Annotated in this window: 22 protein-coding genes and 2 pseudogenes; 7 read left to right on the forward strand and 17 right to left on the reverse strand. The window is 65.6% G+C overall.

The annotated features are described in order from the left end of the window. Nucleotides 1-219 precede the first annotated feature (219 nt). Nucleotides 220-1,659, forward strand: a complete 1,440-nt coding sequence (proS, locus tag OHB12_RS08200; protein WP_327117676.1) for a proline--tRNA ligase — start codon at nucleotides 220-222, stop codon at nucleotides 1,657-1,659. A 542-nt stretch (nucleotides 1,660-2,201) separates the two neighbouring features. Here the strand turns inward: proS and OHB12_RS08205 are convergent. From OHB12_RS08205 to OHB12_RS08275, 15 genes are all read right to left on the reverse strand, one after another. Next, a complete protein-coding gene (locus OHB12_RS08205) occupies nucleotides 2,202-2,549 on the reverse strand; it encodes a hypothetical protein (RefSeq protein WP_327117678.1) in 348 nt (115 codons plus the stop codon). 443 nt (nucleotides 2,550-2,992) lie between these two features. Then, entirely contained in the window at nucleotides 2,993-3,580 is a 588-nt protein-coding gene (locus OHB12_RS08210) for a DUF5825 family protein (protein ID WP_327117680.1), read from the reverse strand. Then, complete coding sequence (locus tag OHB12_RS08215; RefSeq protein WP_327117682.1) at nucleotides 3,577-5,478, reverse strand: RiPP maturation radical SAM C-methyltransferase; 1,902 nt, start codon at nucleotides 5,476-5,478, stop codon at nucleotides 3,577-3,579. The genes OHB12_RS08210 and OHB12_RS08215 overlap by 4 nt, the downstream gene beginning before the upstream one ends. Then, nucleotides 5,475-5,690 carry a hypothetical protein gene (locus tag OHB12_RS08220; protein ID WP_327117684.1) on the reverse strand — a complete coding sequence of 72 codons (216 nt, stop codon included), beginning with the start codon at nucleotides 5,688-5,690 and terminating at the stop codon, nucleotides 5,475-5,477. Before OHB12_RS08220 ends, OHB12_RS08215 begins: the two co-directional genes overlap by 4 nt. A gap of 302 nt (nucleotides 5,691-5,992) precedes the next feature. Then, the gene (locus OHB12_RS08225; protein WP_327117686.1) at nucleotides 5,993-6,157 is read right to left on the reverse strand and encodes a hypothetical protein; all 165 of its coding nucleotides are present in this window, start codon (nucleotides 6,155-6,157) and stop codon (nucleotides 5,993-5,995) included. A 346-nt stretch (nucleotides 6,158-6,503) separates the two neighbouring features. Continuing rightward, nucleotides 6,504-7,340, reverse strand: coding sequence for a hypothetical protein (locus OHB12_RS08230; RefSeq protein ID WP_327117688.1), 837 nt, complete (start codon nucleotides 7,338-7,340; stop codon nucleotides 6,504-6,506). Between the two features lie 37 nt (nucleotides 7,341-7,377). Continuing rightward, nucleotides 7,378-8,127: a bestrophin-like domain gene (locus tag OHB12_RS08235; RefSeq protein ID WP_327117690.1), complete on the reverse strand. Its 750-nt coding sequence runs from the start codon at nucleotides 8,125-8,127 to the stop codon at nucleotides 7,378-7,380. Beyond that, nucleotides 8,064-8,627, reverse strand: a complete 564-nt coding sequence (locus OHB12_RS08240; RefSeq protein WP_327117691.1) for a hypothetical protein — start codon at nucleotides 8,625-8,627, stop codon at nucleotides 8,064-8,066. The genes OHB12_RS08235 and OHB12_RS08240 overlap by 64 nt, the downstream gene beginning before the upstream one ends. Further along, a complete protein-coding gene (locus tag OHB12_RS08245; RefSeq protein WP_327117693.1) occupies nucleotides 8,620-8,793 on the reverse strand; it encodes a hypothetical protein in 174 nt (57 codons plus the stop codon). The genes OHB12_RS08240 and OHB12_RS08245 overlap by 8 nt, the downstream gene beginning before the upstream one ends. 288 nt (nucleotides 8,794-9,081) lie before the next feature. Continuing rightward, nucleotides 9,082-9,204, reverse strand: coding sequence for a hypothetical protein (locus OHB12_RS08250; protein WP_327117695.1), 123 nt, complete (start codon nucleotides 9,202-9,204; stop codon nucleotides 9,082-9,084). Nucleotides 9,205-9,382: 178 nt separating this feature from the next. Then, nucleotides 9,383-9,541, reverse strand: coding sequence for a hypothetical protein (locus OHB12_RS08255; protein WP_327117697.1), 159 nt, complete (start codon nucleotides 9,539-9,541; stop codon nucleotides 9,383-9,385). A gap of 119 nt (nucleotides 9,542-9,660) precedes the next feature. Continuing rightward, a complete protein-coding gene (locus OHB12_RS08260) occupies nucleotides 9,661-10,089 on the reverse strand; it encodes a nitroreductase/quinone reductase family protein (RefSeq protein WP_327117699.1) in 429 nt (142 codons plus the stop codon). Then, on the reverse strand, nucleotides 10,086-10,313 hold the full coding sequence (locus OHB12_RS08265; RefSeq protein WP_327117701.1) for a hypothetical protein: 228 nt from the start codon (nucleotides 10,311-10,313) through the stop codon (nucleotides 10,086-10,088). Before OHB12_RS08265 ends, OHB12_RS08260 begins: the two co-directional genes overlap by 4 nt. Before the next feature lie 43 nt (nucleotides 10,314-10,356). Next, nucleotides 10,357-10,509, reverse strand: coding sequence for a hypothetical protein (locus OHB12_RS08270; protein ID WP_327117703.1), 153 nt, complete (start codon nucleotides 10,507-10,509; stop codon nucleotides 10,357-10,359). A gap of 414 nt (nucleotides 10,510-10,923) precedes the next feature. After that, entirely contained in the window at nucleotides 10,924-16,380 is a 5,457-nt protein-coding gene (locus tag OHB12_RS08275; protein ID WP_327117705.1) for an ATP-binding protein, read from the reverse strand. A gap of 718 nt (nucleotides 16,381-17,098) precedes the next feature. On the opposite strand from OHB12_RS08275, the gene OHB12_RS08280 reads away from it, so the two are divergent. Both OHB12_RS08280 and OHB12_RS08285 read left to right on the forward strand, forming a co-directional pair. After that, complete coding sequence (locus OHB12_RS08280; protein ID WP_327117707.1) at nucleotides 17,099-17,983, forward strand: class I SAM-dependent methyltransferase; 885 nt, start codon at nucleotides 17,099-17,101, stop codon at nucleotides 17,981-17,983. Nucleotides 17,984-18,001: 18 nt separating this feature from the next. After that, nucleotides 18,002-18,625, forward strand: a pseudogene (locus OHB12_RS08285) (FAD-binding protein); the annotation flags it as partial. Nucleotides 18,626-18,851: 226 nt separating this feature from the next. On the opposite strand, the gene OHB12_RS08295 reads toward OHB12_RS08285, so the two are convergent. Then, nucleotides 18,852-20,861: a polyprenyl synthetase family protein gene (locus OHB12_RS08295; protein ID WP_327117709.1), complete on the reverse strand. Its 2,010-nt coding sequence runs from the start codon at nucleotides 20,859-20,861 to the stop codon at nucleotides 18,852-18,854. A 604-nt stretch (nucleotides 20,862-21,465) separates the two neighbouring features. On the opposite strand from OHB12_RS08295, the gene OHB12_RS08300 reads away from it, so the two are divergent. Together OHB12_RS08300 and OHB12_RS08305 are read left to right on the forward strand one after the other, a co-directional pair. Next, nucleotides 21,466-22,572: a fatty acid desaturase family protein gene (locus OHB12_RS08300; RefSeq protein WP_442799991.1), complete on the forward strand. Its 1,107-nt coding sequence runs from the start codon at nucleotides 21,466-21,468 to the stop codon at nucleotides 22,570-22,572. A gap of 83 nt (nucleotides 22,573-22,655) precedes the next feature. Further along, nucleotides 22,656-22,835: pseudogene (locus tag OHB12_RS08305) on the forward strand (ATP-binding protein); the annotation flags it as partial. Here OHB12_RS08305 and OHB12_RS08310 read toward each other — a convergent pair. After that, nucleotides 22,802-24,088 (reverse strand): MFS transporter, encoded by a 1,287-nt coding sequence (locus OHB12_RS08310; protein WP_327117713.1) that lies wholly within the window; start codon nucleotides 24,086-24,088, stop codon nucleotides 22,802-22,804. The pseudogene OHB12_RS08305 and the gene OHB12_RS08310 sit on opposite strands and share 34 nt — an antisense overlap. A 121-nt stretch (nucleotides 24,089-24,209) precedes the next feature. Here OHB12_RS08310 and OHB12_RS08315 point away from each other — a divergent pair, with 121 nt between their 5' ends. Both OHB12_RS08315 and OHB12_RS08320 read left to right on the forward strand, forming a co-directional pair. Beyond that, nucleotides 24,210-25,178, forward strand: coding sequence for a LysR family transcriptional regulator (locus tag OHB12_RS08315; protein WP_327117715.1), 969 nt, complete (start codon nucleotides 24,210-24,212; stop codon nucleotides 25,176-25,178). Nucleotides 25,179-25,198: 20 nt separating this feature from the next. Next, a complete protein-coding gene (locus OHB12_RS08320) occupies nucleotides 25,199-25,360 on the forward strand; it encodes a hypothetical protein (RefSeq protein ID WP_327117717.1) in 162 nt (53 codons plus the stop codon). Nucleotides 25,361-25,432 lie beyond the last annotated feature (72 nt).

The following is a 25,432-nucleotide window of genomic DNA, read 5'->3' on the forward strand; positions in this document are numbered from 1 at the left end:
GATGGATCACGGCGCACTGCTCGGCCTGCCGACGACCGTCTTCCCGATCGCTTCGTCCTCCCGGTCTCGGAAGTCGAACACGACGACCGTGTGCGAAGTTGTGGTCTCTCGGGTTCAGGCCGCTCGGCGGCGATCTCGTAGGACACGGCGCTATCGCGATCGCCGTGCACAATGAAGGTGGGAATCATGCCGCGGCGCCTCCCGGTAGCCTCTCAGAACATGGCACGGGACGAGCGCGGTGTGACCGCCCAGAGTGAGGATTTCGCAACCTGGTACAACGAGGTGGTCTTCAAGGCCGGCCTCGTCGATCGGGGCCCAGCCAAAGGCACCATGGTCATTCGACCGTATGGGTACCGGCTCTGGGAACAACTACAGTCCGAGCTCGATCGCCGCATCAAGGACACCGGTCACGAGAACGCCTACTTCCCGTTGCTGATCCCCGAAAGCTATCTGAGCCGGGAAGCCGAGCATGTCGAGGGATTCTCCCCTGAGCTTGCGGTGGTTACCCACGCCGGCGGCAAGGAGCTCGAGGAGCCGTTGGTCGTGCGGCCGACGTCGGAAACGATCATCGGCGAGATGATGGCCAAGTGGATCAGCTCGCATCGTGATCTGCCATTGCTTCTCAATCAGTGGGCCAATGTGGTGCGCTGGGAGCTTCGGCCCCGGATGTTTTTGCGCACCACCGAGTTCCTGTGGCAGGAAGGCCACACCGCCCACATCGATGAGACCGATGCCCGGCGCGAGACGATGCTCGCGTTGGGTATCTATGAGCAGGTCGCCCGGGATCTGGCGGCGATGCCGGTGATCACTGGGGAGAAGACTCCCGGCGAGCGGTTCGCGGGGGCGGCAGCGACGTTCACCATCGAGGGGATGATGCGCGACGGGCGGGCCTTGCAGGCAGGCACTTCGCATTACATGGGTACGAATTTCGCGCGTGCGTTCGGTATCCGCTATACCGATGATGCCGAGCAGCAGCAGTGGTGCCACACCACCTCCTGGGGCATGAGTACCCGCATGATCGGTGGTGTCGTGATGACCCACGGCGACGACAAGGGTTTGGTGTTTCCGCCTCGACTGGCGCCCTATCAGGTGGTGATCGTGCCGATCATGCGCGGCGGCAACACCGAGGTGGTCACGGCGGCAGAGGATTTGGCTGCCCGGCTCCGCGAGACGGGGGTACGGGTTCATGTCGACGCCCGCCCCCAGATCACACCCGGCTTCAAGTACAACGAGTGGGAGATGCGTGGTGTCCCGGTCCGGCTGGAGCTGGGTCCGCGTGACCTGGAGGCCGGGTCGGCGATGATGGTCAAACGCCTCGGCGAGGACCGCAAGCGGCCTATGCCGTTGACGTCGCTACCGCAGGCGATGCCGGGAATTCTGGAGGAATTCCAAGCCTTCCTCCTGGCGCGCGCGACGGAGTTCCGCGACAGCCACACCGCGTCGGTGAACGACTGGGACGAGTTCACGGCGGCCGTGTCCACCGGGTGGGCGCGGGCGTTGCACTGCGGTGCCGCTGCCTGCGAGGACGACATCAAATCCGTCACCGCCGCAACACCACGTTGCATTCCGCTCGACGGCGAACCCGAGACCGGGACGTGCGTACGGTGCGCGAACCTGTCGTCGTACGGCAAGCGGGTGATCTTCGGGCGGGCCTACTGATCACGTTCGTCCCACCTGATCTCGGTCGGACGCCGCGCATATCGTGGTGTGGTGGCGCTGATTTCGGTGCTTTCGCACGATCCTGGTGAACGCGAGGTCGGTCGTCAACGGCGACGGAATCAGGCTCCAGAAGTAGCCACGCGTCACCGTGCATCTCGAAAACGACTGGAGATACCCGGCGCTCGAGCACCACGATGGTGCGGTGGCCAGGACAGAGGAAACCGCGAATCGGATCATATGGAAGGATCTGCCGCAACCCGTGCGCGACGCGATCGAGCGCCGTCTGGGCAGCCGGGTCCACTCAGCGCTCAGCCAGTCGAGCGGGTTCAGCCACGGAATGGCGGCACGATTGGAATTACGGGGCATTGGGAGCGGAACAGCCGCCTCCCCGCACCTCCACGCTCGCCGAACCTGCGCTACCACCAAGCACAGTCGGCGCGAGTGTCGCGACGATGGCTGAGTCGACGGCTGAGTCGACGGCTGAGTCGACGGCTGAGTCGACGGCTGGCGTGGCTATAGGAGCCGGACATCAGATGGGCCCCTCATCCCCAGGTCGCTTGGTCGGGCATGGTCGAGTTGAAGATCACGTAGAAGAACTGGCCAGGAGCCAGTTCGTTCATGTCGTGCCAACCGCCCCACAGGTCGCGCTGGTAGTAATTCTCTGTCCCGCTTCCGTCGTCGTAGCACACGATGTTCGCGGTGCCGAACGGGCTCCAATACACATCGGTACGCGGGCGGGGCGCTTCGAGAGGCGCGCGGAACAGGTGGCTACACGGGGTGATCACCGGGTCGTAGTAGGTCGGCCGGGCGGCGGCAGCCGGCGCGAGCGCGGTGATTCCCGCAGCGATAATCGCAGCAGCGCTGAGTCCTCGGCGGACGGCGGAACGCATCAATTCTGCTCCTAACTGGCGGAATAGGGTTCGTTCCCTGCTGTCGACGACTGGCGAATAATCGTTACCAGCACACTGAGCTTCCGCGCCACGACTGTCGACCACCTGGCTCGTAGATACGAAACCTGTTGTGACTCAATAGTTCTACCAGAGATTGAGCGCAAACTGCCGCCAGCGCTTTCCCCTGGTCGGCGGCCGTGCCCACGTTTCAGGGACGATGAACGGGTGCTTGTGCGCACGGTGCTTGCTCATCGGTTCCGAACCGGTCGACTCGTAATCAAGCTCAGCTTTGACCTCGCCAACGGGCTAGGCGACAAACGCACCCGAGCCCGGGGATATGGCAACGTCGCCGCCCCGCCCGCCGAAGAAGTCGAGCATTTGCTGGATGTCGATCCAGGCGAGTAAGCCGCCGGACTCACCGGGTGATTCAGCTTGTCGTCAATTCAGAAGGTGGTACACGGAATGGGGAAGGTTCGGACTCGGTATGGTGACAACAGGAAATGCGCACCGTCGATGAAGACAAGGTCGTTGTCCCGCAAGGCGGCCAGCAGTATCAATTCATCGCCGGTCAGCGCATCGACATGGGTTGCCGCGGCCAGCGCACGGAACCGGGTGGTGTGCGGCTCATCGAGTGTGGCGCGAAAGCTCGCTTCGGCTCGGCGAATGTCCCTGATAGCGACGAAATCCGGACCGTACCGGTAAGAACACAGGCCGACCTGGTGGCGTTCCCGCCACCGAGCCAGCGTCTCTTTCGCGGTGTAGCCCTCCGCGTGCGCAGGTGGCGGCAAATGCACAACGCCGTCCAGTCCGTGCGGCGCCGCAGAGCCGAGTGTCCAGTCGATCCGAACACCGGCCTCCATCGCCGCACCCAGCAACCGCAGCACTGCGAAGTCGTCCGCCCCACCACCGAATCGCACCGGATCGGCGATGGTGACGACCTGCCCGAGCCGCCGGGCGGCGGCGACCGTCTCGTCCGGCTTTGTGAGGTCGGCGATGACGGTTTCCGGCCACCGTGCCAGTGGATCGGTCATGTCGGCTCCTCGATGCGCAACAGCACCGGCTCCGGTTGTTCCGGCCGCACGATCGAGCGTTCGATCCCACCCGGCGTAGTCGCCACTCCGAGCCAGCGACCACCTTCGGTGAAAACCAGCCCGTTGGCCAGTTGCGCGGCGAGCCATTCCGCCAGTTCCGCCTGATTCCAAGGGAATCCAGCCGAGGCGAGATTGCGATGCAACGCGGGAATGGTGCGGCCATGCTCCAATTCGGCCCAGGTTTCCCGCTCCCTCGGATCGGTGAACACGTAGTCGTGTGCTGCCCAACCGAACCGGCGATCCCTGATAATCAGCACGCCGTCGATATCGCTACGCAGCAAGGAACTCTCCGGATAACGCGCTTGCCATACAGCAATTGCGGCGTCCAGTGGGGCAACCTGCTCGTCGGTGATGCCCTGATCGGGAGTGTCGAACTCGTAGACGAGGTCGGCGAGCACCCTCGGGTCGAGGTCGTACACTGCATGGTATCGCTCGGCGGGAGCGCGTTCGGTGAAGCCGATGGCCGGATCGTCGAAATTCGGCGAGAACCTTTCGAGGAAGATCCGGGCGGTTCCGCCTGGCGGCTGAAGGTGCACCAGCGCCGGAACCTGCTCGATTATCCTGCGGTAGTCATCCGCGCTTTCGCCGGGAAATCCGTACAGCCAGTTCCACTCCACGGTGATCCCCTCGGTTTCCAAGTCCCGCAACGTGCGCACGTTGCGGACTCCACCGATACCCTTGTCCATTCTCCGCAACACATCATCCACAAGAGACTCGATGCCGGGCTGCACACGCCACACCTTCGCCGCCCGCAGAGTCGCTGCCTGTTCCGCGGTGATGTTCGCCTTGATCTCGTAATGCAGTCGCAAGTCGATGTCCATCGTGGCGATCTCCGGGAGCGCGGTACGCAGGTAGGAGACATCAAGGATGTTGTCAACCACGGTAACGTCCAGTGTGCGATGTTTGCGCACCAAGTGGTCGAGTTCGGTGACAAACCGGGACGGTTCCTTCGCCCGGTACGTCATCGTTGACCCGTTCAGGCCGCAGAAGGTGCAATGATGTTTCTCGCCCCACCAGCAGCCACGCGAACTTTCCAGCACCAACTCCGGTTCAGTGAACTCACTGACCACACTATTGTCGTAAGTCTGAAACCAATCGTCGAACAATGGGACACGCATGTCGGCGGGACCGACCGGGGTGCCCCTGTGATCGTTCACCCGCTGCGCGCCATCGGCGTCCCGCCAGCACAGTCCGGCAATCGACCCGAGTTCGCCGTGGTCCGAGCGGAGCGCGCCGAGCAATTCCGGAAATGTCTCGTCGGATTCGCCGCGCAGCACCAGGTCGACGAATTCGAATTCCCGGTGCAGGGTGACGCCCATGATCCCGTCGCAATTATAGCCGCCGAGCAGGGTGCGAACTTCCGGTGCGCGTTGCTTGATCCGTTTCGCCACGGCCAGGCTCGGCACGCTCTGACTGAACGTGGAGGTGAACCCGACTATTTCCGGATCCATGGCCAGTACCTCGTCGGCGACCGAGGAGACGAATTCGTCCGCGAGTTCCCGCATTCGTGAGATCGGATCGAGGGCGATCCGGTGCCGCCGCGCGTAGTCCGCCATCTGCTCGATCCCGAATGCCTGGCCGTTCAACGCGCCGGCGAACACCCATTCGCCGAGCGCGTGCACGAACCCGCCATCAGAGACCTCGAGATAGTCGGGCACCGTCAGCCCAGCGTCCAGCAGTACTTCGGCCCAGCGGATATTGGCGTAGTAGGCGATGGGTTCGGCCATGCCGTGCTCCACACAACTCGCCTTCAGCACGCCGAGCGCGAGCGACGGGCGGCTCAACTCGTGCCACGGCATGCACACCAGTACGGTGCGCGACGAACTCTCGACACTCACACGTCACCGCCTTGCACTGCGGCGCGGTGGATTGTGGCGATCGTGTGATAGCAGTAGTCCTCAACTGCGTGTGACGGGACTCGAGGCACGTTACTCAGCGCGTCCACCCGATTCTCGGTTAACGTGCTGTTGAAGTGCCGGGCTGCGGCCAGCACGACCAGTGCCACCAACTCGTAGTGCACCTTGAGTCGTCCAGTGCATTCGCCGCCCACGCCGCTGTGCCTAGGGCAACGCATTCCATGGCTGCACACCACGATGCCGGGAATGGCCTCGCTCAGCCGGTCGTCTACATCTTGAGCAGCGACCCCATAGTGACGCCGCCCAAGGCCCCCGAGTAGATGCGGCCTGCGCACTACCGACCAGAACCGCCACTTCCAGCTGATCGCGCGGATTCCTTGCACCGCGACGAAAGCTTGCTCGTCAGTGAGCGCCCCGAGAAGCGGAAGGGATGGCTCCAGCCACGGCGGAAGCCCTGATGGTGCGCATCCCTCCCGCGTGCCGGAGAGCTTCCGTATCAAGCTGTCTCGATGTCCTTCTTCAGTCGGACATCCGAATCGAGGATGCGCGTCGTCGGTTTGACGCTGAGCTGCTGGATCTTTTTAACCGACAACACAGACTCTGCCTGATCCGGGACGTCGAGCTGGGCATCCGAATCGAAGATTTCTGAATGATGTGTCATGGGACACTCCTCTCGTGGGTCAGATGATCATAAGAACTCCCCGCCTTACCCACAAGATCGCGCGTTGAATCACCGATAGAAGTTTGTCGAGTCTCATGTGACGGTTGACGCTTTGGCTTCTGAGCTGCTGTCGAGAGGTGAGAGCTGAGGCATGGTCCGTCCTTTCCAGCGTCGTGAACCGCCGCCGAGGCATCTTCGAGCCCACCTGGTTCGTCCCAGCCCATGCCATCTCGGCCGCCAGCGGCCTGAGTCATTGGGTGGCCAGCCCGGCGGTCGCCAACGTCGGTGCCAGCAAAGCTGCGCATGCGGCATTCCCCGCCAATACCTCGCGATTGTCGGAGCCGATTCAGGAACGATTGCGAGCGTGCGTGATTCGGCCACACGCCGCCGTGAGAACCGCCACCACCATAACGGTGATCAGTTGCAGCACATTCCAAGCCACCGGGTTGTGGACCGGTAGTGCCAACGGTTGCTGGTATGTGGAGGCCCCTGCGATGACGGCCGGAGTCCGCGGCTCGGTCGGCGGTAGAGGTGGTGGAGCGGGGGGCGATGGCGCGGGGGGTGCCGCAAGCATTGGTGAACCCGGCTGCGGCGGGCCGAGTTGTAGCGGGATATCAGGGTAGGGATCAGGGAGCGGTGCGCCCGGCAGCAGCAACAAGCAGGTCAGCAGCGCGCTTCCGGTGACCGCGCTGCCGACGACCGCACTCCCGAGTGCGGATTCGGACCACCAGCTGCCGGTAGCCGATCCGAGTGTCATCAATGCACTCCCGGAGGCGGCGCTGCCCGTACATGCCGCCTGTACGCTGCCGGACTCGAGACCGAGCGCGTCGCTCGAACCAACCGCCGCGGTACCCGCTTCGGGCCGCACCGGGCCGAGGGCCAATGGACTGCCCGCACTTTCCGAGCTGCCACTCGAAACCGTTTGTGGCACCGCACTTCCGGTGGCAGCCGACACGGCATAGGCAGGCGGTGCGAGCGCCAACTCTGTGCCGACCGCGTCAGCACCTGCGGTGACCGAGGTCCCGCCCGTCGCACTTCCGGAGGTGAGATCGCCGAGAGACGGCCAGGCCGTCGGATCAGCGGCAGCAGGTGGCGCCACCAGAACAGCTGCGGCAGTCAGTGGAAGGAAGGCGAATCCTGCGGTGACCCTACGGATTCGCGTGATGTCGATCGGCGATGCCATGTGTGCATACCTCATCTGTCTCGTACCGGGAGGCTGGTCAACTCCCGTTTCGGAAACGGGTCAACGCCAGTTCGAAGGCGTCCCGCGGTACAACGCTGCCGCCGGAGAACGGCCGATCGAGGTTGTAGATCGCGAGGATCACCCAACCGACGACGACACCGAGCACGGCGGTCATGAGCATGCTCCGCCTGGTGATTTCCTGGTCTGCCAGCACCATGCGCAACAGCAACAGAGCGGTTCCGAACCACAGGGCGGCGTAGAGGAACCCGGGTATCGACAAGCTCGCATCCATCGCCCGGTCGTACCGGGCTTGCGCGACTCTGCCGAGCCCGGCCAAAACGCTGGAGCGCTCATCGTCCGCGTCGCGCAGCGCCGCCGCCTCGGCGCGCAGCTTGTCGAACGTCTGCTGGGTCGATTCGCTCAGCTGGCGTTTCTCGGCCATGACCGGCCATTCGCTGCCCAACACCTGCGTGGTGTAGTCGCGCACGAGCCCCTGGATCCGATCGCGTTCCGCCTGCGGCAATTTGTCCGCGGCAGAGTGGACTTCGACCAGCGCCTTGGCCTCGGCAACAGTGTGGCTGTGTGCGTTGTCGTAGTTCTGCCAGCCGATCACCACCACCAACGCGACCACCGCAGTGAAGAACGTACTGATGATCTCGAGGACCAATCCGTCGGCACCCTCTTCCTCATTCTTACGCCACGACTCCGGGCGTAGCCGGTTCGCTAGAACGAGGACGGACACCGCGACGAGCGCGGACAGAACGGGCAGAGCCCATTGCAGAACCATGTGATGCTCCTTATCCCGGGGCAGCCGTTCGCCCATATGCAATCACGACTTATGTTGAGGGACAATAGATGACGACGATCATGTGGCGGGTGGGGGTGTCCAGCGGCGGGCGCGTAGCCGGGCGGAGGAGACGCCGAAGTCTTCTTCAAATGTTCGGGAATGGCGTAGCGCATGACTCGACCGCGGGTCAGGGAGCTGAGTTCGAAGAGGGCGCCCGGGACGACGTCCTCGTAGAGATCGGTGAGTTGGCGGGTAAGGTGGGCGCCTTCTTCGCTGGGGCCGATGTAGCGCGTCGGGTATGTATCGAGGAATTGCCCGGCGGATTCCAGGTTCTGGGGCGCGTGCGTCTGATCGACCCCGAGCATGGCGCCGACGACGCGCCAGGCGTAGAAGAGTCGGGGATCGATCATCAAGAGCTGGTCGTTCTCCTGCGCGACGAAGTCACCGAGTGTGGCGTCGATGCGGACCTTGAACGCACCCGGATCGTATCGATCAGACATCGCCGGAAGCAGCGCGTCGCGCCAGCACCCGCTGAGCGAGGATTTCCAGGTGGGCAGACGGCACGGTGGCATACCGGTCCAGCGCCAGCCGACCGCGCGCTTTCAAATCCCTCTCCGCGTCGCCCGCCAGCCCGACCACATCCGACCGCCGCAGCAGCCCCCGCATCCGGCCCACCACCGGGCCGACGCGGCTCCTCGCTGAATCCGCTGGACCGGCCGCCAAGAGCACGGCGTCATCGCCTCGAGATCCGGACTGAAAAGACTGTTGCGACAAACGATCACGCTCCCCATACCGTGCGAACGATTCGACACCGTGCTGTCCCAACAAGATCGGCCCGGCACGCCCAGTGTGACATCAGCTCTGCGTGGACACGGCGAGAACTTGCTCCAGACTTCGCAGGAACTACAGGCGGTCCGGGCGACCAACTGCTGTCGACGGCCTTGCTGCATGCCGTCAAGTCAAGATCTGCCACAACGCCTGAACATAGCCGTGCACGGCGTAGATCTGGACGCCTTCGCGGCCGGCCTCACGCGCCCGGACGGCTGCTGCGGCGAAACCCTCCACGACGCCGGGCATTTCACCGGTCCGTAACGGGGAAGATTATGTCCCGTAGAGCGGTTCACGCACATCCGATGCCGACACACTTCGGAGTCCGCGTTGTAGGCAAATCGGCATTCGAGTTCGGCTCCCTCGATGTCGAGGTCGGAGATGTAGCACGGGAACCAGCGCAGATGGCACAACCTGCGGTTTCCGATCATGGCTCGCGAGGCTGAACGAGTTTGATCGCGCCGGCCGCGGCGAAGACGAGGGCCGGCACGATCTGCAGCGTCCACAGCGCCGCCCCGGCCTCCCGCCAGGTTTGGTGCCCTTCGAGGACCATCCACATAGCGCTGATCACAGTGCCTATGAGCATCGACGCTGAGCTCCGTCCCGGGCGTGATGGTGTAGCGCCCGGCCGCTACACCGGGCGCCACGTCCCGCATCGGAATATCGCAGCTGCCAGGTCCGGGAGTAAGTCCGTAGCGTCGTCGGTCAGGCTCGGCGCAGGGCCAGGACGGGGATTGTGCGGATGCCTTCGGTCTTCTGCGCGTAACCGGCGAAGCCGGGGTAGCGGCGAGCCTGCTCGGCGTAGATCCGATCCCGTTCGGCTCCGGTCACCTCGGTGACGGCCACCGGGTAGGTGTCGGTGCCGCGTTCCACTTCACCCGTGCCGGCCGTGATCAGGTTGTAGTACCAGTCGGGGTTGGTCGGCGCTCCTGCCTTGGAGGCGAAAACATAGATAACATCTTGATCCTGCTCATCCGGCAGGTACATCATCGGACTCACCAGTTCGCGTCCGGTCTTGCGACCGCGATTGTGTACCAGCACAACGGGGGCGCCCTCGAACGGGCCGCCGACCCGGCCCTGGTTTGCCCGGAATTCAGCGATGATCTTGGTGTTCCAGTCGTGAGGCTTGGTCATGTTGTGCATTCTCCTGTCACGGCAGGGCGTGCGGTGCTCGGCACGCTCGTGGGTTCACCGGGTAGTGAGGCTACAGACGACGGTTCCCAGTTGTCCGCGATCTGTTCGAGAGAGATGTCCTGAGTGCGGGTCTGACGCAGTACCGAGTTGTCGTCGAGGCCGGCGAGCAGGAACTGGGCGGTGAGCGTGAAGTCGCCCGGCGCGTCGGCTTGGCGGAGCAGCACGGCGATGTGCCGGAGGGGCCCGACCTTGCGGCTGGACCCCAGTTCAGGAATTGTCCGGGGTGCGTTTGCGCGGGTCCGTCGGCGTGAACGGGTCTGCATCGATACCCCATGAGTTGACCCAGTTCGGGATCAATTCGATCCAGCGTGGGCCGAAGCCGCCGCCGAGGACTTCGCCGCCGGACTCCTGTATGAGCACCTCACCCTTGATAGTCCCCCCGCGGGGTGCCCATGTCGGTTCGGTGACGAGGTCGTCGACAACGAACGCCGCGTGCGGCTTGACGCGGAGGTGGCGAATGTAGAGCCGTTCCTGACCGCGATAGCTGTGCCCGCCGATCTTGATGGTCTCTCGCTCGGCGTCGAGGTGGAATCAGGTCGGTGAATCGGCAGTTCTCCATCGACCGGTCGGAGTCGGAAAACCCATGTGGCACAAGGACTTCGGCACTTGGTGATCCGTCAGGGCGCCGCGGTTCGGTTCACCGAGACCAGCAGCCGACCCCACCGCCTTCGAGGTCGAGCACGGCAAACGCGTTCACGGCTGTACCGAGCCGGCCCGCCCAGGGACTTCGGGAAGTCCGTGGGCGGGCGGCTCGGGCGTCGGATGATCCCAGGGCTAACGCAGAGGGGACTCGATGGCCTCAACGATGCGGGGGCGGAGTTCGGCGACACGGATGACCGCGTCGACGGAGCCGACCTCGATGGCGCGCTGGATGCTGTGCACGCGGTCGAACTCCGCGGCCACCTCGCCGAGCTTCTCCGCGCGGACCGACGAGCGGAGCTCGTCGAGCTCCGCGGTCAACGCACCGCGGTTGGCCCCGGAGGCGGCCGCGGCGCGGGCCTCCAGGTCCCGCACGCGCGGGTCGGCCGCGGTGCGGGCGTTGACGTCGCCGGAGAACACCACCGCGGCGGCAGGGGCGCCGCCGAGCACCGAGGCGAACGAGCCTTCCAGCGCAAGCACGGTCATGTTCGGGTTCAGCGCCTTCGAAAACACCACGAACGCGCCGCCGTGGTACCGCGAGATCACGCAGAACACAATCGGCCCGCGGAAGTTCACGATCGCGCGGCCGATCTCGGCGCCGTACTCCAGCTGCAATTTCCGCATCGACTCCGGGGAGCCGTCGAAGCCGGACAGGTTTGCCAACACCACCAGCGGCCGGTTCCCGCTGGCCGCGTTGATCGCCCGCGCGGCCTTCTGAGATGACCGCGGGAACAGCGTGCCCGCGGTGTAGGTGTCCGGGCCGTCGGTGGGCGGAAAACCGCGCCGCGGCACCGACTGTGACTCGATGCCGAGCAGGCACACCGGCATGCCACCGAGATGCACGTCCTGCACCACTGCGGTCTCCGCGTCGGCCATGCCCGCCCAGCGTTCCAGCACCGGGTGGTCCTGGTCGGAGAGCGCCCGCATCACAGTCCGGATGTCGAACGGCTTCTTACGGTCCGGGTTCGCCTGAGCGGAGAAGATCTCGCCAACGGTGGTGAAGTCGCTGTCCACCACGGCATGTGGGAAGTCGGAGACGTCGCGGTCGACGGGGTCGGTCGTCTTCGCCCGCCGCGGCGCCTCCTCGCCTGGTGCGATGTACGTGTGGTCGTAGTGCGACATCAGCACATCCCGCGCGGCGGCCAGGTTCGGCGCCCAGTACTGCGCCTGCCCGTTCGGTCCCATCACCCGGTCGTAGCCGCCGATGCCGAGGTTGTCCTCGGCCGACACGCCACCAGAGAAGTCGAGCGCTTCCTTGCCGGTGAGCACCATTGCCGAGTCTGGCGTCATCACCAGGATGCCCTTGGTGTGCATGAGCATCGTCGCCTCAGCGTTCCAGTAAGGCTGCGCGCCGACGTTGATGCCCGCGACCACGATATTGATCTCGCCGCCGTCCTGGGTGAACTCGACGATCCGCTTGAGCGCCGCGGCCACCCAGTCCATGTTCTCCGTGCCCGACTCCATAGAGATCCGGGCGCCAGAGGACAGCGCGTACCACTCCAGCGGCACCTGCATCCGCTCGGCCAGGTCCAGTGCCGCGATCACACGGCGGCACTCCGGTTCCGACAGTGCGCCGAGCGACTTCGTCGGGTCGCCGAGCAACACGACCCTGGTGACGCCCTGCGGGTGCCGCAGGGTGGGCGTGGTGACCACGCCGGCGACGAGCGCCGCGGTGTTGCGGCCCTTCGGCCGGTCAACCGGCACCAGCGCGTGGTCGTCGAGGTCGTGCTCAACGAAGTCGCCGAGCAAGCCGGTCAACTCATACGGGTACACGGTGTTGCGGCTGCTCGCGCGCAGCACCTTCTGTCGGTAGTCGTCAACCGGCTCGACCGGCTCGGCCGACGGTTCTCCGACCGTCAGCTCGGTGCCGCCGGTCGCGTCGAAGGAGATGCGCACGGTGAGCTTGGTCAGCTCGCCGGTCTTCCGGTCGCGCTGGCGCGCGATGAACAGGATCTCCTCCAGCCCTGCGCCTGCGGCCGTCGGCAGCACGCGCCCGGTGATCATCTCCAGCTCCGCGCGGGTGAGGTCGCTCGGCGGCCAGATGTAGACCACGATCCGGTTGGTGTTGAAGCGCTTTTTCGATGGCCGCCGCGACTGCGCGCGGCGGATCGAGTCGATGCAGGTAGCGATGGTGTTCTCGGCCGTCGGCAGCGCGATCAGCCTGCCCGTGTGCTCGCGCAGCCCGGTCAAGTCGCGCACCTGTGCGAACGCAACAAGGCGGTCGTCCGACGAGTTCTCCCGCGCCACGCACTGGAAGAGGTAGACCTCCTCGTCCAGCGACGGCAGCCGGGTGAGGTCGAACTTGCTCAGCCGATCAAGCTGCATCCGCTGCGCGATGTACGGGTGCAGGCCGCGGATCAGTCGTTCCTCGGTCATCCCCGTCGTCGACGGGCGGAAGGTGACGTGGTGGTGCATCACCGCGGCGCCGCGGCCCGCGACGGTGGCGGTGAGTCTGCGCACCTGGTTCGGCAGCGGATGCGTTCTGACGACCTCGTGCAGCGCAGCCGCCAGCGCGTCGGAGTCCTCCGGCTGCTTCTCCCAGGCGAGATAGATGTCGGCGTCGATGGGGTTACCGCCGCCCGCAAGCTCCGCGAGCCCGCGCAGCGCGCTGCCCAGCGCTTCGAAGGTCACCGCGCAGGAGACCACGCGCGAGCCCACACGCTCGGCGACCACAAACGTGCAGCCAGCGACCTCTGCGGTACAGACGCCGGTGAGCCCCTTGTTGCCGTAGTACCGCCGGGTCAGCACTTCCAGCATGACCGCGCTGTCCAGGTGGTGGCGGATCAGCCGCTGACCGAGAAGCCGCACCAACGGCTCGGTGCTGCGCACCATCTCGGCGATTCGCTCGGCGCGGTCCGGCGTGTCCGGGTACGCATCCAGGTGGCGCAGATGCTTACGGACATCGGCATAGACGCGGGCGCGGTTGCGGCGCAGCAACGGCTGGCCGAACCAGGCGAACACCACGCCGCGCGCGAGGTCGGAGACCACAGGGTAGCGGACCTGCGTTGCGGCCACCAGCCGCTCCAGCGCGAGACCGGCGGGCTCACGCAGCGTCTCGTCGGGCATCGGTTCCCGCAGCCACGCGCGCAGCAATGTCGCGACCACCGTGGCGGTGGCGAACCCGCGTTGCTGAGCAAGGAAGATCCGGAACACTCCGGCTTCGAGCTCGGGGGAACGGTCCAGCTCGGTGACACCGTAGTGCCCGAGCGCCTTGGCGAGCTTGGCCCGGAACGACTCCGGCAGCCTGGCCCGCTCGACGTCGAGGCTCTGCAAGTAGGTGTGGAAGTACTCGCGGGCGCTGTGCACGTGGCCGCTGACGTCCTCGCCCGCAGGCCGGTTGCGGCTCAGCTCGGCGAGGTCGGCGAACACGTCGAGGAGTTCGAGCTCCTCGGCCAGCGGCCGGCGGCCCTCATCCGTGGCCGCGCGGCGCGCGACGAGGTAGTCGTCGAGCACCCGGCGTTCGTCGTGCGGGTCGACGTCGAAGCCCAGCAGCAGGCTGCGCAGGTCCTCCTGGCCGCGCGAGGTGCGCTCCCGCACCGTGATCTTCCCGGACGCGGCGGGCAGGTCCAGCTCGACGGACCCGACGGCTGAAGTGTCCTCGGCTTCGGTGTCGTCGTCGACGAGCGGCTCCAGCCGCAGTAGCGGTGCACCGGTCTCCACCTGGCTGCCCACAGACACGGCACATTCCTTCAGCCGAGCCTTGAACGGCGCTCGCAGCACCGTCTCCATCTTCATGCTCTCCAGCACAAGCACCGGGGCGCCCGCCTCGACCTCGGCGCCGACCTCGAGCGGCGTGGCGACCACCAGCGCGGGCGCCGGCGAGCGGACGACGCCGCCCTCGTCTCGGCTGACCCGGTGCGTCACGCCATCCACCTCGACCAGGTGGATCGGCCCGTGCGTGCCGGTGAGCAGGCGGTATCGGGTGCCGTTGACGACGATCCGCCCGGTGTGCCGGTCGAAGCGCTCGAGCTCGACGTCGGCGGCACGGACGTCGCCACCCGATTCGACGCCGACGCGGAACCGATGCGCGCCGACCCGCGCGACGCGCACGCGGTAACCAACGCCACGCAGCTTCAGATCGAGCGGCCGTCCGCTCTCGTGCTGCACCTGCGGGCGGCCACCGAACGCCGTCGACAGCAGCCGCTGCCGCTCGACGCGTTCTTCCTCCTCATACGCCTCGATGGCGGCTGCCGCCAGCGCAACGGCGGAGTGCTGATGCGAGACCAGCCTGCCCTCGCCGCGGGCGCGGTCGATCCAGCCGGTGTCGGCACTGGCGTCGATCACCTCCGGCTGATCGAGTAGATCGAGCACGAAGCTCTTGTTCGTCGCGCCACCCTCGATGATCACCGTGGTCTGCGCCATCGCCCTACGGAGCCTGCCGAGGGCTTCGTCGCGGTCGCGGCCGTAGGCGATGATCTTCGCGATCATCGAGTCGAAGTCGGCGGGGATGGTGTCGCCCTCGCTGACGCCGGTGTCCACGCGGATGCCCGGCCCGGTGGGCAGGTCCAAGCGCACGATGCGGCCCGGGGAGGGCGCGAAGTCGCGGTCGGGGTCTTCGGCGTTCAGCCGGGCTTCGATGGCGTGCCCGCGCTCCGCCGGCGGCTCACCTTCGAGTCTGCCACCGGATGCCACCCACAGCTGCGCCCTGACCAGATCGAACCCGGTGGTGGACTCGGTGATCGGATGCTCGACCTGCAGGCGGGTATTGACCTCGAGGAACGCGAACTGCTTGTCGACAGGGTGGTAGAGGAACTCGACGGTCGCCGCACCGCGGTAGCCGACCGCGACGGCCAGCCGTTCGGCCGACGCCTTGAGCTCGGCCGTCTGCACCGGGCTGAGCACCGGCGATGCCGACTCCTCGATGACCTTCTGGTTACGCCGCTGCACCGAACAGTCGCGGACGCCGAGCGCCCACGCGGTGCCCTCGCCGTCAGCGATCACCTGGACCTCGACGTGCCGGGCACCGGTAACCAGGCGCTCCAGGAACACGACGCCGCTGCCGAACGCCCGCGCGGCCTCCTGGCTGGTGCGTTCGTAGGCGTCGACGAGCTCGGCCTCGTTCGTGATCACGCGGATGCCGCGTCCGCCGCCACCCGCGGTCGCCTTCAACATCAGCGGGTATCCGATCTCGGCCGCCGAGGCCATCGCGTCCTCCAAGGTCGCGACCGCACCGCGGCTCCACGGCGCGACCGGCACACCGACCTTCTCGGCGATCAGCTTCGCACCGATCTTGTCGCCGAGCTTGCGCATAGCCTCCGCGCTCGGTCCGACAAAGGTGACTCCGACCCTCTCGCACAGCTCCGCGAATGCCGGGTCCTCCGCCACGAAGCCCCAGCCGACCCACGCGGCGTCGGCCCCGGTCTCCACCAGCGCGAGCTCAAGCGCCTTCAGGTCCAGGTACGGGCGCTCGGACGCGGGGCCGAGGTCGTAGGCGATGTCCGCCTCTCGCACAAACGTGGCATTGCAGTCGACGTCGGTGTGCAGGGCGACGGTTTCGATCGATGTCGCGGTCTCCGCGGCTAGGCCCCGGACAGCGTGAATTAGCCGCATCGCGGCCTCACCTCGGTTGACGATCACGATACGTCTGAACACTCGACAGCCCTTCCTATGTAATGCACTAGCCCGGTCGGCCGACGCGACACATCCCACGCGCCCCGCTGGCGAATTTGTCTGGAGAAGCTTGTCATGAGGTCGCTGGGGTGCGCTCGCCGACAGTGGTATCGCCCGCCGCGTAATGCGTTACAAGAGCTGCCCACAACCCACAGGCTAAGCCCTTGCTCCCCTGCCTTCCCAACCAGGTCGGAACGAACCGCACCACTTCGCGCACGGCGATGGCGATGTGGCAATCTGCTGGGTGCGGTATCTTCCGTGCGCCGAATCCGGCCGCCACCAATATCGCTCAGCTGTTGTGTGGGCACCGATGTGCTCCTTCCTGAACCTGTACCTGTAGCAAGTCCTCGGCTACCGCGCCTTCCCGTCCGGCGCGGCGCTGCTACCGATGGCAGCGTCGGAGCCGCGGGTCCGGGCGCGCAAGTGTGTGGCGGGGCTGCTGGCGGGCTTGGAACCCAGACACGGGTGGACGCTCCACCGAACGTGCTGCTGAGGTGCGACGCGCGTAGGCCGGCAGCGAAATCTACACGGACAAAGCGAAATTGGACCGACAGATGAACGTCGACTTCTTCGGGGTGGGGTGACTGTCGCGGGTCGCCTACGGAACGACGAACGAGGAGATGCTGTTCGTCGCTGCGGTGATCCGAATCGCGTGACCGCAAAGGCGCGTACGTCCCGTCAGCGGGGTAGGTTCGTACGAATGAAGGTCGGTGAACCCAGCCGAACAGCGCTGGCTACTGCATTTTCCCGCGCGTACCACCAGATCGCCCCGGAGCCGCGTATCTTCGTCGATCCACTGGCTGTGCGGATCACAGGCGCCAGTCCGGACGAACTGATCGACCGCTGCACCGCGATCCTCGACGAGGCCGGGATGGACCCGATCCTGCAACGTCGACGTCGGATGTTCCTGGCCGCGCGCAGCCGCTTCGCCGAGGAAACCCTCGCCACAGCTGTCGCAGAAGGTGTCCAGCAGGTTGTGATTCTGGGCGCGGGGCTCGATACCTTCGCCTATCGCAACCCCTACGACGGCCTCCGGCTCTTCGAGGTCGACCACCCCGACACGCAGGCGTGGAAGCGCGAACGCTTAGCCGCCACTGGGATCGACATTCCGGACTCGCTGACCTTCGCTCCGGTCGATTTCGAAAGCCAAACCCTCGACGAGGGGCTGGCCACAGCCGGATTCGATCGCAGTCAGCCGGTGGTGTTCGTCTGGCTCGGCGTGGTGATGTACCTGACAAAGGACTCGACGGTCGCCATCCTGCGGTTCATGGCCGGGCAGTCGGCGCCGACGCGAGTGGTCATCGACTACCTGTACCCGCCCACAAACGATCCGGCTCAGCAGGCCAGGGTCGACCGGGTCGCCGCGATCGGCGAACCCTGGCTCAGCTTCTTCACCGCCGAAGAATTCGCCGACCAGCTGCGGACACTCGGCTTCGACGAAGTCGAGGACCACGCAGGGGCGGTCCTGGTGGCGCGTTACCTCGAGCGGCCCGCGCCGAGCACCGGCGGCGAGGCCGGACCGCATGTGGTGCGGGCCGTTTCACTCGGCAGCAAACGCGAACGAAATGACAGCCCTGCCTCGTAGCGCCCGGGTGGTGCCACCGTGACCGCTTTTCACCATGTTGTGATCGTCGGTGGGGGCGGTGCGGGCCTGCGGGCGGCCATCGCCATCGCGGAGCACAACCCGCGATTGAGTATCGCGATCGTTTCCACGGTCTATCCCATGCGCAGCCACACCGTCTCCGCCGAGGGTGGCGCCGCCGCAGTCGTCGGCCGCGCCGACAGCTTCGAAGAACACGCATACGACACGGTCGCCGGCAGCGATTGGCTCTGTGACCAAGATGCTGTCGAGGCCTTCGTCGAGGAAGCACCGCGGGAGTTGCTCCAGCTGGAGCGTTGGGGCTGCCCATGGAGCCGCAGGCCGGACGGGCACATCGCGGTACGGGCGTTCGGCGGCATGACGAACAACCGCACCTGGTTCGCAGCCGACAAGACCGGTTTTCACTTGCTGCACACCCTGTTCCAGACCGCACTGTCGTATCAGGACATCGTCAGGTACGACGAGTGGTTCGCCACAACATTGCTCGTCGACGACGGCAAGGTGTGCGGCGTCGTGGCCATAGAACTGCCCACCGGACGCGTCGAAACCATTCTCGCCAGCGCTGTCATCGTGTGCACTGGTATCTGCGGCCGGGTGTATCCGTTCACCACCAACGCCAATATCGAGATCGCCTCAACTACATCAAGGACTACCTCGACGGGACGGTGTCGTACCGGTGGTCCTGCCGGATGAGCATCTGCGGCGTTGATCATCGTGGCCTGCTACGGCGGCGCTGTCATCGGCTCGAGAACGGCCGCTTACTTCCGTGTAGCACGCGGGACTAAAAGTGTGTTCCGCGCGACCCACCACTATGGATCGCGCGGAACACACCCTGCTTTGCCGACTGCGAGGCTTACGGCGCGGTAGTAGCCGGTTCGTCGGCCGGGTAGTAGATCTCACGGCGCAGGCGTTCCAAGTCCGGCGCTGCGGAAGCAGAGATCTGCGTGTACCGATCACTCTGATGCCCTCGGAGCGCCACGCTTGTCATCTCGTACATCGACAGGTATTCCTTCCCCCGGCCCGACAAGCCGGGAATCATGCGGAAGAGCACGGGGAGGTAGCGGATCATTTCGTCGATCTGGGCGCGATGCTCGGCCACCTGGCGCTTCACCTGCTCGACGGCTTCGCGGCGGGTGCACCCGGTCTCGTGACGGACCGCCCGCACCAGGTTGTAGGGGACTTGGTCTGCCTCGTCCTGATCCAACCCCACCAGGTCGTTCTCCACGAAGGTCACCCAGAAGGCGAGCTCCTCGAGACGGCGGATCACGGGGTGGTTGCGCAGCTTCGACGGCAATTCCCGGTCCTGATGCACCTCCATGCAGGCGATGGCGATTTCCATCCCACTGGTCGACATCCGCAGCGGCAGGTAGTCGGCCGTGGCGGGGATGTAGCCGTTGATGCGATGGTGCGCTTCGCGTTCGCAGGCTTCGAACCACTCCTCGAAGCTGCCGAGAAACCGCTCCTGCCAGCGGGTGGTCCGGCCCTCGCGCAGGCGCGGCCACAAACTCGCCCACGCCGTCGGGATCGCGCCGGGTCTCCACGGTGTCTCCGGGTCCTGGCGCAGCGTCGCCACCAGGCCACGCCTCAGCGCGGTGACAGCTTCCGGGTCCTTCAGCCGCGGATCCTCGAAGAGGTCGTCCCACACCAAGGACAGCATGGCAAGGCCTGCGGTGGTCTGTTCACGGGCCGCGTCCGCCGGGGCCAAGATCTGTGCCGACTGTAACCGGAGCACTCCTGCCCATCGATGGTGGTGGTCGAACTCGGCTGGGGAGAGGACAAGGCCGGTGTCCACCATCCAGCTACTCACCCATCGCGTGACCTCCGGCGGGAGCGCGTAGCGGTGGGCCTCGGGTGGCGGTGTCGCCGGTGGGAGGACCGCGGGACCAGGAGTTCGCCGATCGAGAATGGACCGGGCGTAAGCGATCATCGCGTGGCGGGCGCGCGAGTCAGCAGGCACAGCGGCGAGCTGACCGGCAGCCTGGTCCATGAATTCATCGGCCATCGCCTGTGCTTCGTCCACGGCGCCCGAGGCGATGACAAGCTCGCGGGCGCGGGTGGCTTGCTCACCCGTCATCGCCCTGCGCAGCAGGCGTGCAAGGCTTTGGTCGCGGGCAGCCGCGCGGATCACCGGAAGTGTGTAGATGCCCTCGCGCAGATCCGTGTTGACGGGCTTGCCCATTTCGTCGGCGGTCGAGGTCAGATCGAGGATGTCGTCATACAGCTGGTAGACAAGCCCGAAGTGGCGGCCGAACAGGGCCAACGCCTCTTCCTGATCCTCGGGGCGGCCGGCTTGCATCGCGCCAACTCGGCATGCCAGCGACAGCAGCGCCGCCGTTTTGCCGTCGATCGCGTCCAGGTAGGACTGCTCGCTGCGGGAGGCCACGTAGAGGTCGGCGGCTTCGATCACCATGCCTTCGCACATCTGCTCACTCGCGATCGCCCCCACGAGAACTTCGCGCTGGCCGAGTTCGGCCAGCATGCGCGTGCCCGAGGACGTCACGGAGTCTCCACCCAATACGGCCATGTGCGATCCCCACACCGCGTTGGCGTTGGGGATGCCTCGACGCTGGTAGGCGTGATCGATGACGTCGTCGTGGTAGAGCGAGCCCAGGTGCACCAACTCCACCCCAGCAGCGGCGCGTACCGTACGGTCGTCGGCCGGGGCCGCGGGATCGGTAAGCAGGTAGTACGACAGCAAGGTCAAGGTGGGACGGACCAGGCGGCGAGCGGTGTCCACCCCTTCGTCGGTGAGTGCGGTCAGCTCTGGCCTGCCCCGGAACTGCACGGGTCCGAGAACGTCACGGACGCGGTCCAGGTCCGCATCCAGGTGCGGGAAGACAGCGAAATCGATTTCACGTGGCACGCGGGCACTCCTGACTGGGTACATCGGTCATCTACATACACCGTCGATCAGTGAAATTTGACACCACCGATACGCGGAAGATATTGATATCGGCCAATTCTGACGTCACCGTCACTGAACCAGGCCGCGGGAGTTCATCGCGGACATCGCGCGGGTTGTTCGGCTCGATGATGATGTCGGCGTGTGAAGCGACGCAGACCGGGTCAGTGGCGGCAATTGAGCGTGAGCAACGTCGGAACCGTCTATCTGTCGGCTCGCCAGGGCGGAATCGTCACGCAGACGTGTCACCGATCCGCGCACCCGTTCACCTGGTGGTGGTCTCGTCGCGGCATTCTGTAGTCGAGACAGGCGAGCCCGCCATTCGCCGGCTTTTTATGGGACTCCCTGTAGTCAGCTAAGGTTTGGAGGACAACAGTGAGAGTCCGAACAACAGTGACAGCAGGACGGTAGGCGCCCCGTGGTATCGGAAAGTTCTACCGGTCGCGTGACGCAGGAATCTGCTTCCACGACGAGTGCGGTCGCAGATGCGGTCGAGTGCATCGATCCGGACCGGCAGAAAGCGGTGCAACTCCCTCCGATGTCGACGGCAGAGAGCTGGCTGCAGGTGACGTCTGATGCCGTCCCGGTGCGTGGCAGCGAGTATGCGATGCTGTTGCGTCGAGTGCGACAGGCCGGGCTGCTGGACCGGCGGTTGCGGTACTACGGTCGGAAGAGTGCGATCACCGCAGGGGCATTGGCGGCCGGGTGGACGGCATTTTTCTTTGTCGGCGACTCGTGGTGGCAGCTGGGCACCGCCACGTTCCTGGCGGTGGTGTTCGCTCAGATCGCATTCCTCGGCCATGACGCCGGGCACAGACAGATCTTCGGCACCCGGCGAGCGAACTACCTGTTCGGTGTGATCGCCGGCAATCTCGGTATCGGATTGAGCATCGGCTGGTGGACCAGCAATCACAACCGGCACCACGCCCACCCCAACACCGAGGGTTCGGACCCCGACATCACGGGGGTGCTGGCCCATTCCGGCGATCGAGCACGGACCGGAAAGGGTATCCGTCGGCTTATTTTCCGCTACCAAGCCTGGCTGTTCTTTCCGATGCTGTTCCTCGAGGCCGGTAGCCTGCATTACGCAAGTGTCCGCGCGGTGATGCGGTGGGCGATCCCACACCGCACCTGGGAGGCGGTGCTGCTCGCCGCGCACGCCGCCGGCTACCTCGGCGCGGTGCTCCTGGTCCTCTCCCCGGCCAAAGCGGTGGCCTTCATCGTTGTGCAGCAGGGCCTGTTCGGGTTCTACATGGGCTGCACCTTTGCACCCAACCACAAAGGGATGGCAGTACTGGCGGTCGGCGACTCCACCGACTTCCTGCGCCGTCAGGTGCTCACGTCCCGTAACGTCCTCGGCAGCCGACTCGTCGACGCAGCCCTCGGCGGCCTGAACTACCAGATCGAACATCACCTCTTCCCATCCATGCCGCGGCCCAACCTGCGCCGAGCCCAGCCGATGGTCGCAGAGTTCTGCGCCGAACTCAGGCTGCCCTATTGCCAGACCAGCCTCCTCGACTCCTACGCCCATGCGCTGCGCCACCTCCATGCCGTCGGCCGGCTCACCCCACCGATACGGCTGATCGACCAGCACACCGAGTCGGCGACGCGGTCGGTCCAACCGGGTGAATCCCACTTGGACACAACCACAGACAGAACCGAGAAAAGATGAGCTTTCAAGCGATCTCGCGACAGAGCGACGACCTGTGGTAGCGGCTCTGCAGGTTTGAGGTGCTACCGCCATGCGCCAGTGAGGGCACCGGCAAAAGCCACCTTCTGATCGCGTTGGGTACCGAGACCGCGATGGCCGGATATCGAGTGAAGTGCACGTTGGCGACCAAGCTGGTCAACGAACTTGTCGAGGCCGCCGACGAGAAGCAGCTGACCAAAACCATCGCCCGCTACGACCGGGTGGATCTTTTATGCGAGCTCGGCATGAGTCGTGCGGCCCGGACGTCTTCGGCCGACGCTGCGGGCTCATGGTCGGACAAGTGTGTCCGTTTGGGCAGCAAGAGCGGGGTGGCGAGCAGGAGAACGCCAGACATGGTGATCGCGGCGAGCGGGCTGGTGAGTGTGGCGAGGATGCCCCAGACCACCATCAGGGCAGCTTGTAGCAGTTTGCTGCTGCCGCTCCAGGTACTGAGGACTTGGGCAGCACGATCCGCGGGAGTGCGTTGCAGGCGTTCTGTTGCGTAGATCGGATTGAAGATGCCCATGCAGGTGATCAGCAGGCCCTCGACGATGATCACGGTGAGAAATCCGGGGATGCCGGGACGGATGAACGCGAGACCGAGTGGGAACAGCGATCGCAGCCAGCCGGAGACGATCATGACCCGGTGCCGGCCGTAGCGGGTCACGAGGCGGGCGGAGAGGCGGGCACCCACGAAGCCGCCGAGCGCCGGGATGCCGAAGGCAAGACCGTATTGCCAGGCCGGGAAGTGGTACTGGCCCAGCAGGAGGACGGACAGGAGCGGGACGGTCGCCATGATCAGGCCGCCGACCAGGATCGAGTTGAGGAACAGGCGCCGTAGTGCGCGGTCGCGGAGGATGAACCGCCAGCCGCCGAGAAAGTCGGCTCCGCGCAACCTGGTGGCCCGGTCGCGGGGTGCTGCGACGTCGCCTCCGCGGATGCGGAGGACCCCGAGCGCGGACAGCAGGTAGCTGAGGGCGTCGGCCATGACAGTGATGACCGGGCCGAGCAACCCGATGAGTGCGCCACCGAGGGGCGGGCCCACCGCGGTCGCCACCCAGCTCGTGCCCTCGAATCTCCCGTTCGCCACAAGGAGGTGATCGCTACGGACGAGATATTTCAGATACGCGCCAGATGCGGCAGTGAAGGCGATGCTCGCGGTCCCGGAGATCACCGAGACGACCAGCAGTTGGCCGTAGGACAGCAAGCCGAGGACGTACGCGATCGGAACACTCACCATCGCGACGAACCGGGTCAGGTCCATCGCGATCATCACCGGACGCTTGGCCCGGTGCTCGACCCACGGCCCGAGCGAGACCGCGACAATCGCCGCGACGGCAAGCCCGACCGCCTCCAGAAGCGAAACGGCGAATGCCGGCGAATGCAGCACTCGAACCGCGATCAGCGGGAGCGCTCCGAAGGCAATCCACGTGCCGTAGGTACTGACGGCGTAGGCCGACCACAGCCAACCGAAACTGCGCCCCAACTGCACGTGCATGCGACTCCTCGCGACAACCGATGTTTGGCTCTCTGAATCACATCAGCCGCATCGTCGCGGGATCAAACAACCAACTCCCGGCGAGCCACAACGATCAGTTGGGCATGCGTAAGCTGGAGCAATGGATACCGAGGCGGTGCGATCGTTCGTCCGCGCGGCCGAGCTCGGACAGCTGCAACACGCGGCCGACGAGCTCGGCGTGACACAACAGGCCGTGTCGAAGCGGATCGCAGCCCTCGAGCGCGCACTCGACGTCCGGTTGTTCACCCGCACCGCCCGAGGGGTCGAGCTGACACTCGACGGCCAAGCCTTCCTCCCACACGCCCGAAACATCATCACGGGTGTCGATCGCGCCGTGACCGCGATCAGACCGGGCTCGCGGGCCCTTCGGATCGACGTTCTCGGCCTGCGATCCGCGCAGGCCGTCGTCCTGCACGACTATTGGCGGTCGCATCCTGAAACCGACCTCGACGTGGTGACCCTCAGGGTCGACGACCCGCGCGTGGCGGTCGCCGCCGTTCGAGCAGGTGATATCGACGCCTCGTTCCGCACGGTCACCGACCCGGCCGGGCTGCCGCGCGATGTGCAAATGATCCACGCGTTCGACTCCCCGCTGGAACTCCTCGTCGGCCCGAGGCATCCGCTGGCCTCCGCACGAACACTGACACCACCCCAGCTGCGCAAGCACCGGATCTGGGTGCCGGGTATCGCGCCGCGAAGCGAATGGGCAGAGTTCTACGATCAGCTCGCCACCGACTTCGACCTCCGCATCGACGCCGCAGGCCCGAACTTCGGCAACGAGGTACTCCTCGACATCCTCGCGGAATCCGCAGACGTGGCCACCCTCGTAGGCGCGCGTGACCGGTACATCTGGCCGACGAACTACGACCTACGCCGCATCCCGATCGTGAATCCGACGCTCGCATACCCGCTCTCGCTCATCTTCCCCAGAACGAATCCACACCCAGGACTCCGGGCAATCATCAACCACTTCGGAAACCTGACACCGCTGCCCGAGACAGCCTGGCTCCCATCCTGGGCAAGAACACCACGCCGCAGCGACGGAGACATCGAACACACCCGACGCTAACGGCCGCTGCCGTCAACGTGATGGCCGGCAACAGCTGGACAGACACAGTCCACCGGCCGGACGAGTCTCCCGCTCAGCGGCACGGCGATTCCGGGACCATCGTTATCCAGGTGCCCGACAACAACTTCGACACCGACGCCACCGCAGAACTCGCCGAAATCGTCCAATTCTTCAATGACTGACTCGCCGCCGACCAGCGAAGCCAGTGTTAAGGTGCACATGCGGCGGATCTCTCATGCGCGGATTTGTGTTGG

This window comes from Nocardia sp. NBC_01730 (genome assembly GCF_035920445.1).
GTDB lineage: Bacteria > Actinomycetota > Actinomycetes > Mycobacteriales > Mycobacteriaceae > Nocardia.

What these genes read in the sequence shown, in the direction of transcription:
- OHB12_RS08230 (WP_327117688.1), bottom strand. Translation starts at nt 7,340, where the DNA reads ATGGCATCGCCGATCGACATCACGCGAATCCGTAGGGTCACCGCAGGA.
- OHB12_RS08255 (WP_327117697.1), bottom strand. Translation starts at nt 9,541, where the DNA reads ATGCTCATAGGCACTGTGATCAGCGCTATGTGGATGGTCCTCGAAGGG.
- OHB12_RS08245 (WP_327117693.1), bottom strand. Translation starts at nt 8,793, where the DNA reads ATGCGGGGGCTGCTGCGGCGGTCGGATGTGGTCGGGCTGGCGGGCGAC.
- OHB12_RS08260 (WP_327117699.1), bottom strand. Translation starts at nt 10,089, where the DNA reads ATGACCAAGCCTCACGACTGGAACACCAAGATCATCGCTGAATTCCGG.
- OHB12_RS08250 (WP_327117695.1), bottom strand. Translation starts at nt 9,204, where the DNA reads ATGCCCGGCGTCGTGGAGGGTTTCGCCGCAGCAGCCGTCCGGGCGCGT.
- OHB12_RS08240 (WP_327117691.1), bottom strand. Translation starts at nt 8,627, where the DNA reads ATGTCTGATCGATACGATCCGGGTGCGTTCAAGGTCCGCATCGACGCC.
- OHB12_RS08225 (WP_327117686.1), bottom strand. Translation starts at nt 6,157, where the DNA reads ATGACACATCATTCAGAAATCTTCGATTCGGATGCCCAGCTCGACGTC.
- OHB12_RS08315 (WP_327117715.1), top strand. Translation starts at nt 24,210, where the DNA reads ATGGATACCGAGGCGGTGCGATCGTTCGTCCGCGCGGCCGAGCTCGGA.
- OHB12_RS08310 (WP_327117713.1), bottom strand. Translation starts at nt 24,088, where the DNA reads ATGCACGTGCAGTTGGGGCGCAGTTTCGGTTGGCTGTGGTCGGCCTAC.
- OHB12_RS08210 (WP_327117680.1), bottom strand. Translation starts at nt 3,580, where the DNA reads ATGACCGATCCACTGGCACGGTGGCCGGAAACCGTCATCGCCGACCTC.
- OHB12_RS08205 (WP_327117678.1), bottom strand. Translation starts at nt 2,549, where the DNA reads ATGCGTTCCGCCGTCCGCCGAGGACTCAGCGCTGCTGCGATTATCGCT.
- OHB12_RS08235 (WP_327117690.1), bottom strand. Translation starts at nt 8,127, where the DNA reads ATGGTTCTGCAATGGGCTCTGCCCGTTCTGTCCGCGCTCGTCGCGGTG.
- proS (WP_327117676.1), top strand. Translation starts at nt 220, where the DNA reads ATGGCACGGGACGAGCGCGGTGTGACCGCCCAGAGTGAGGATTTCGCA.
- OHB12_RS08320 (WP_327117717.1), top strand. Translation starts at nt 25,199, where the DNA reads ATGGCCGGCAACAGCTGGACAGACACAGTCCACCGGCCGGACGAGTCT.
- OHB12_RS08280 (WP_327117707.1), top strand. Translation starts at nt 17,099, where the DNA reads ATGAAGGTCGGTGAACCCAGCCGAACAGCGCTGGCTACTGCATTTTCC.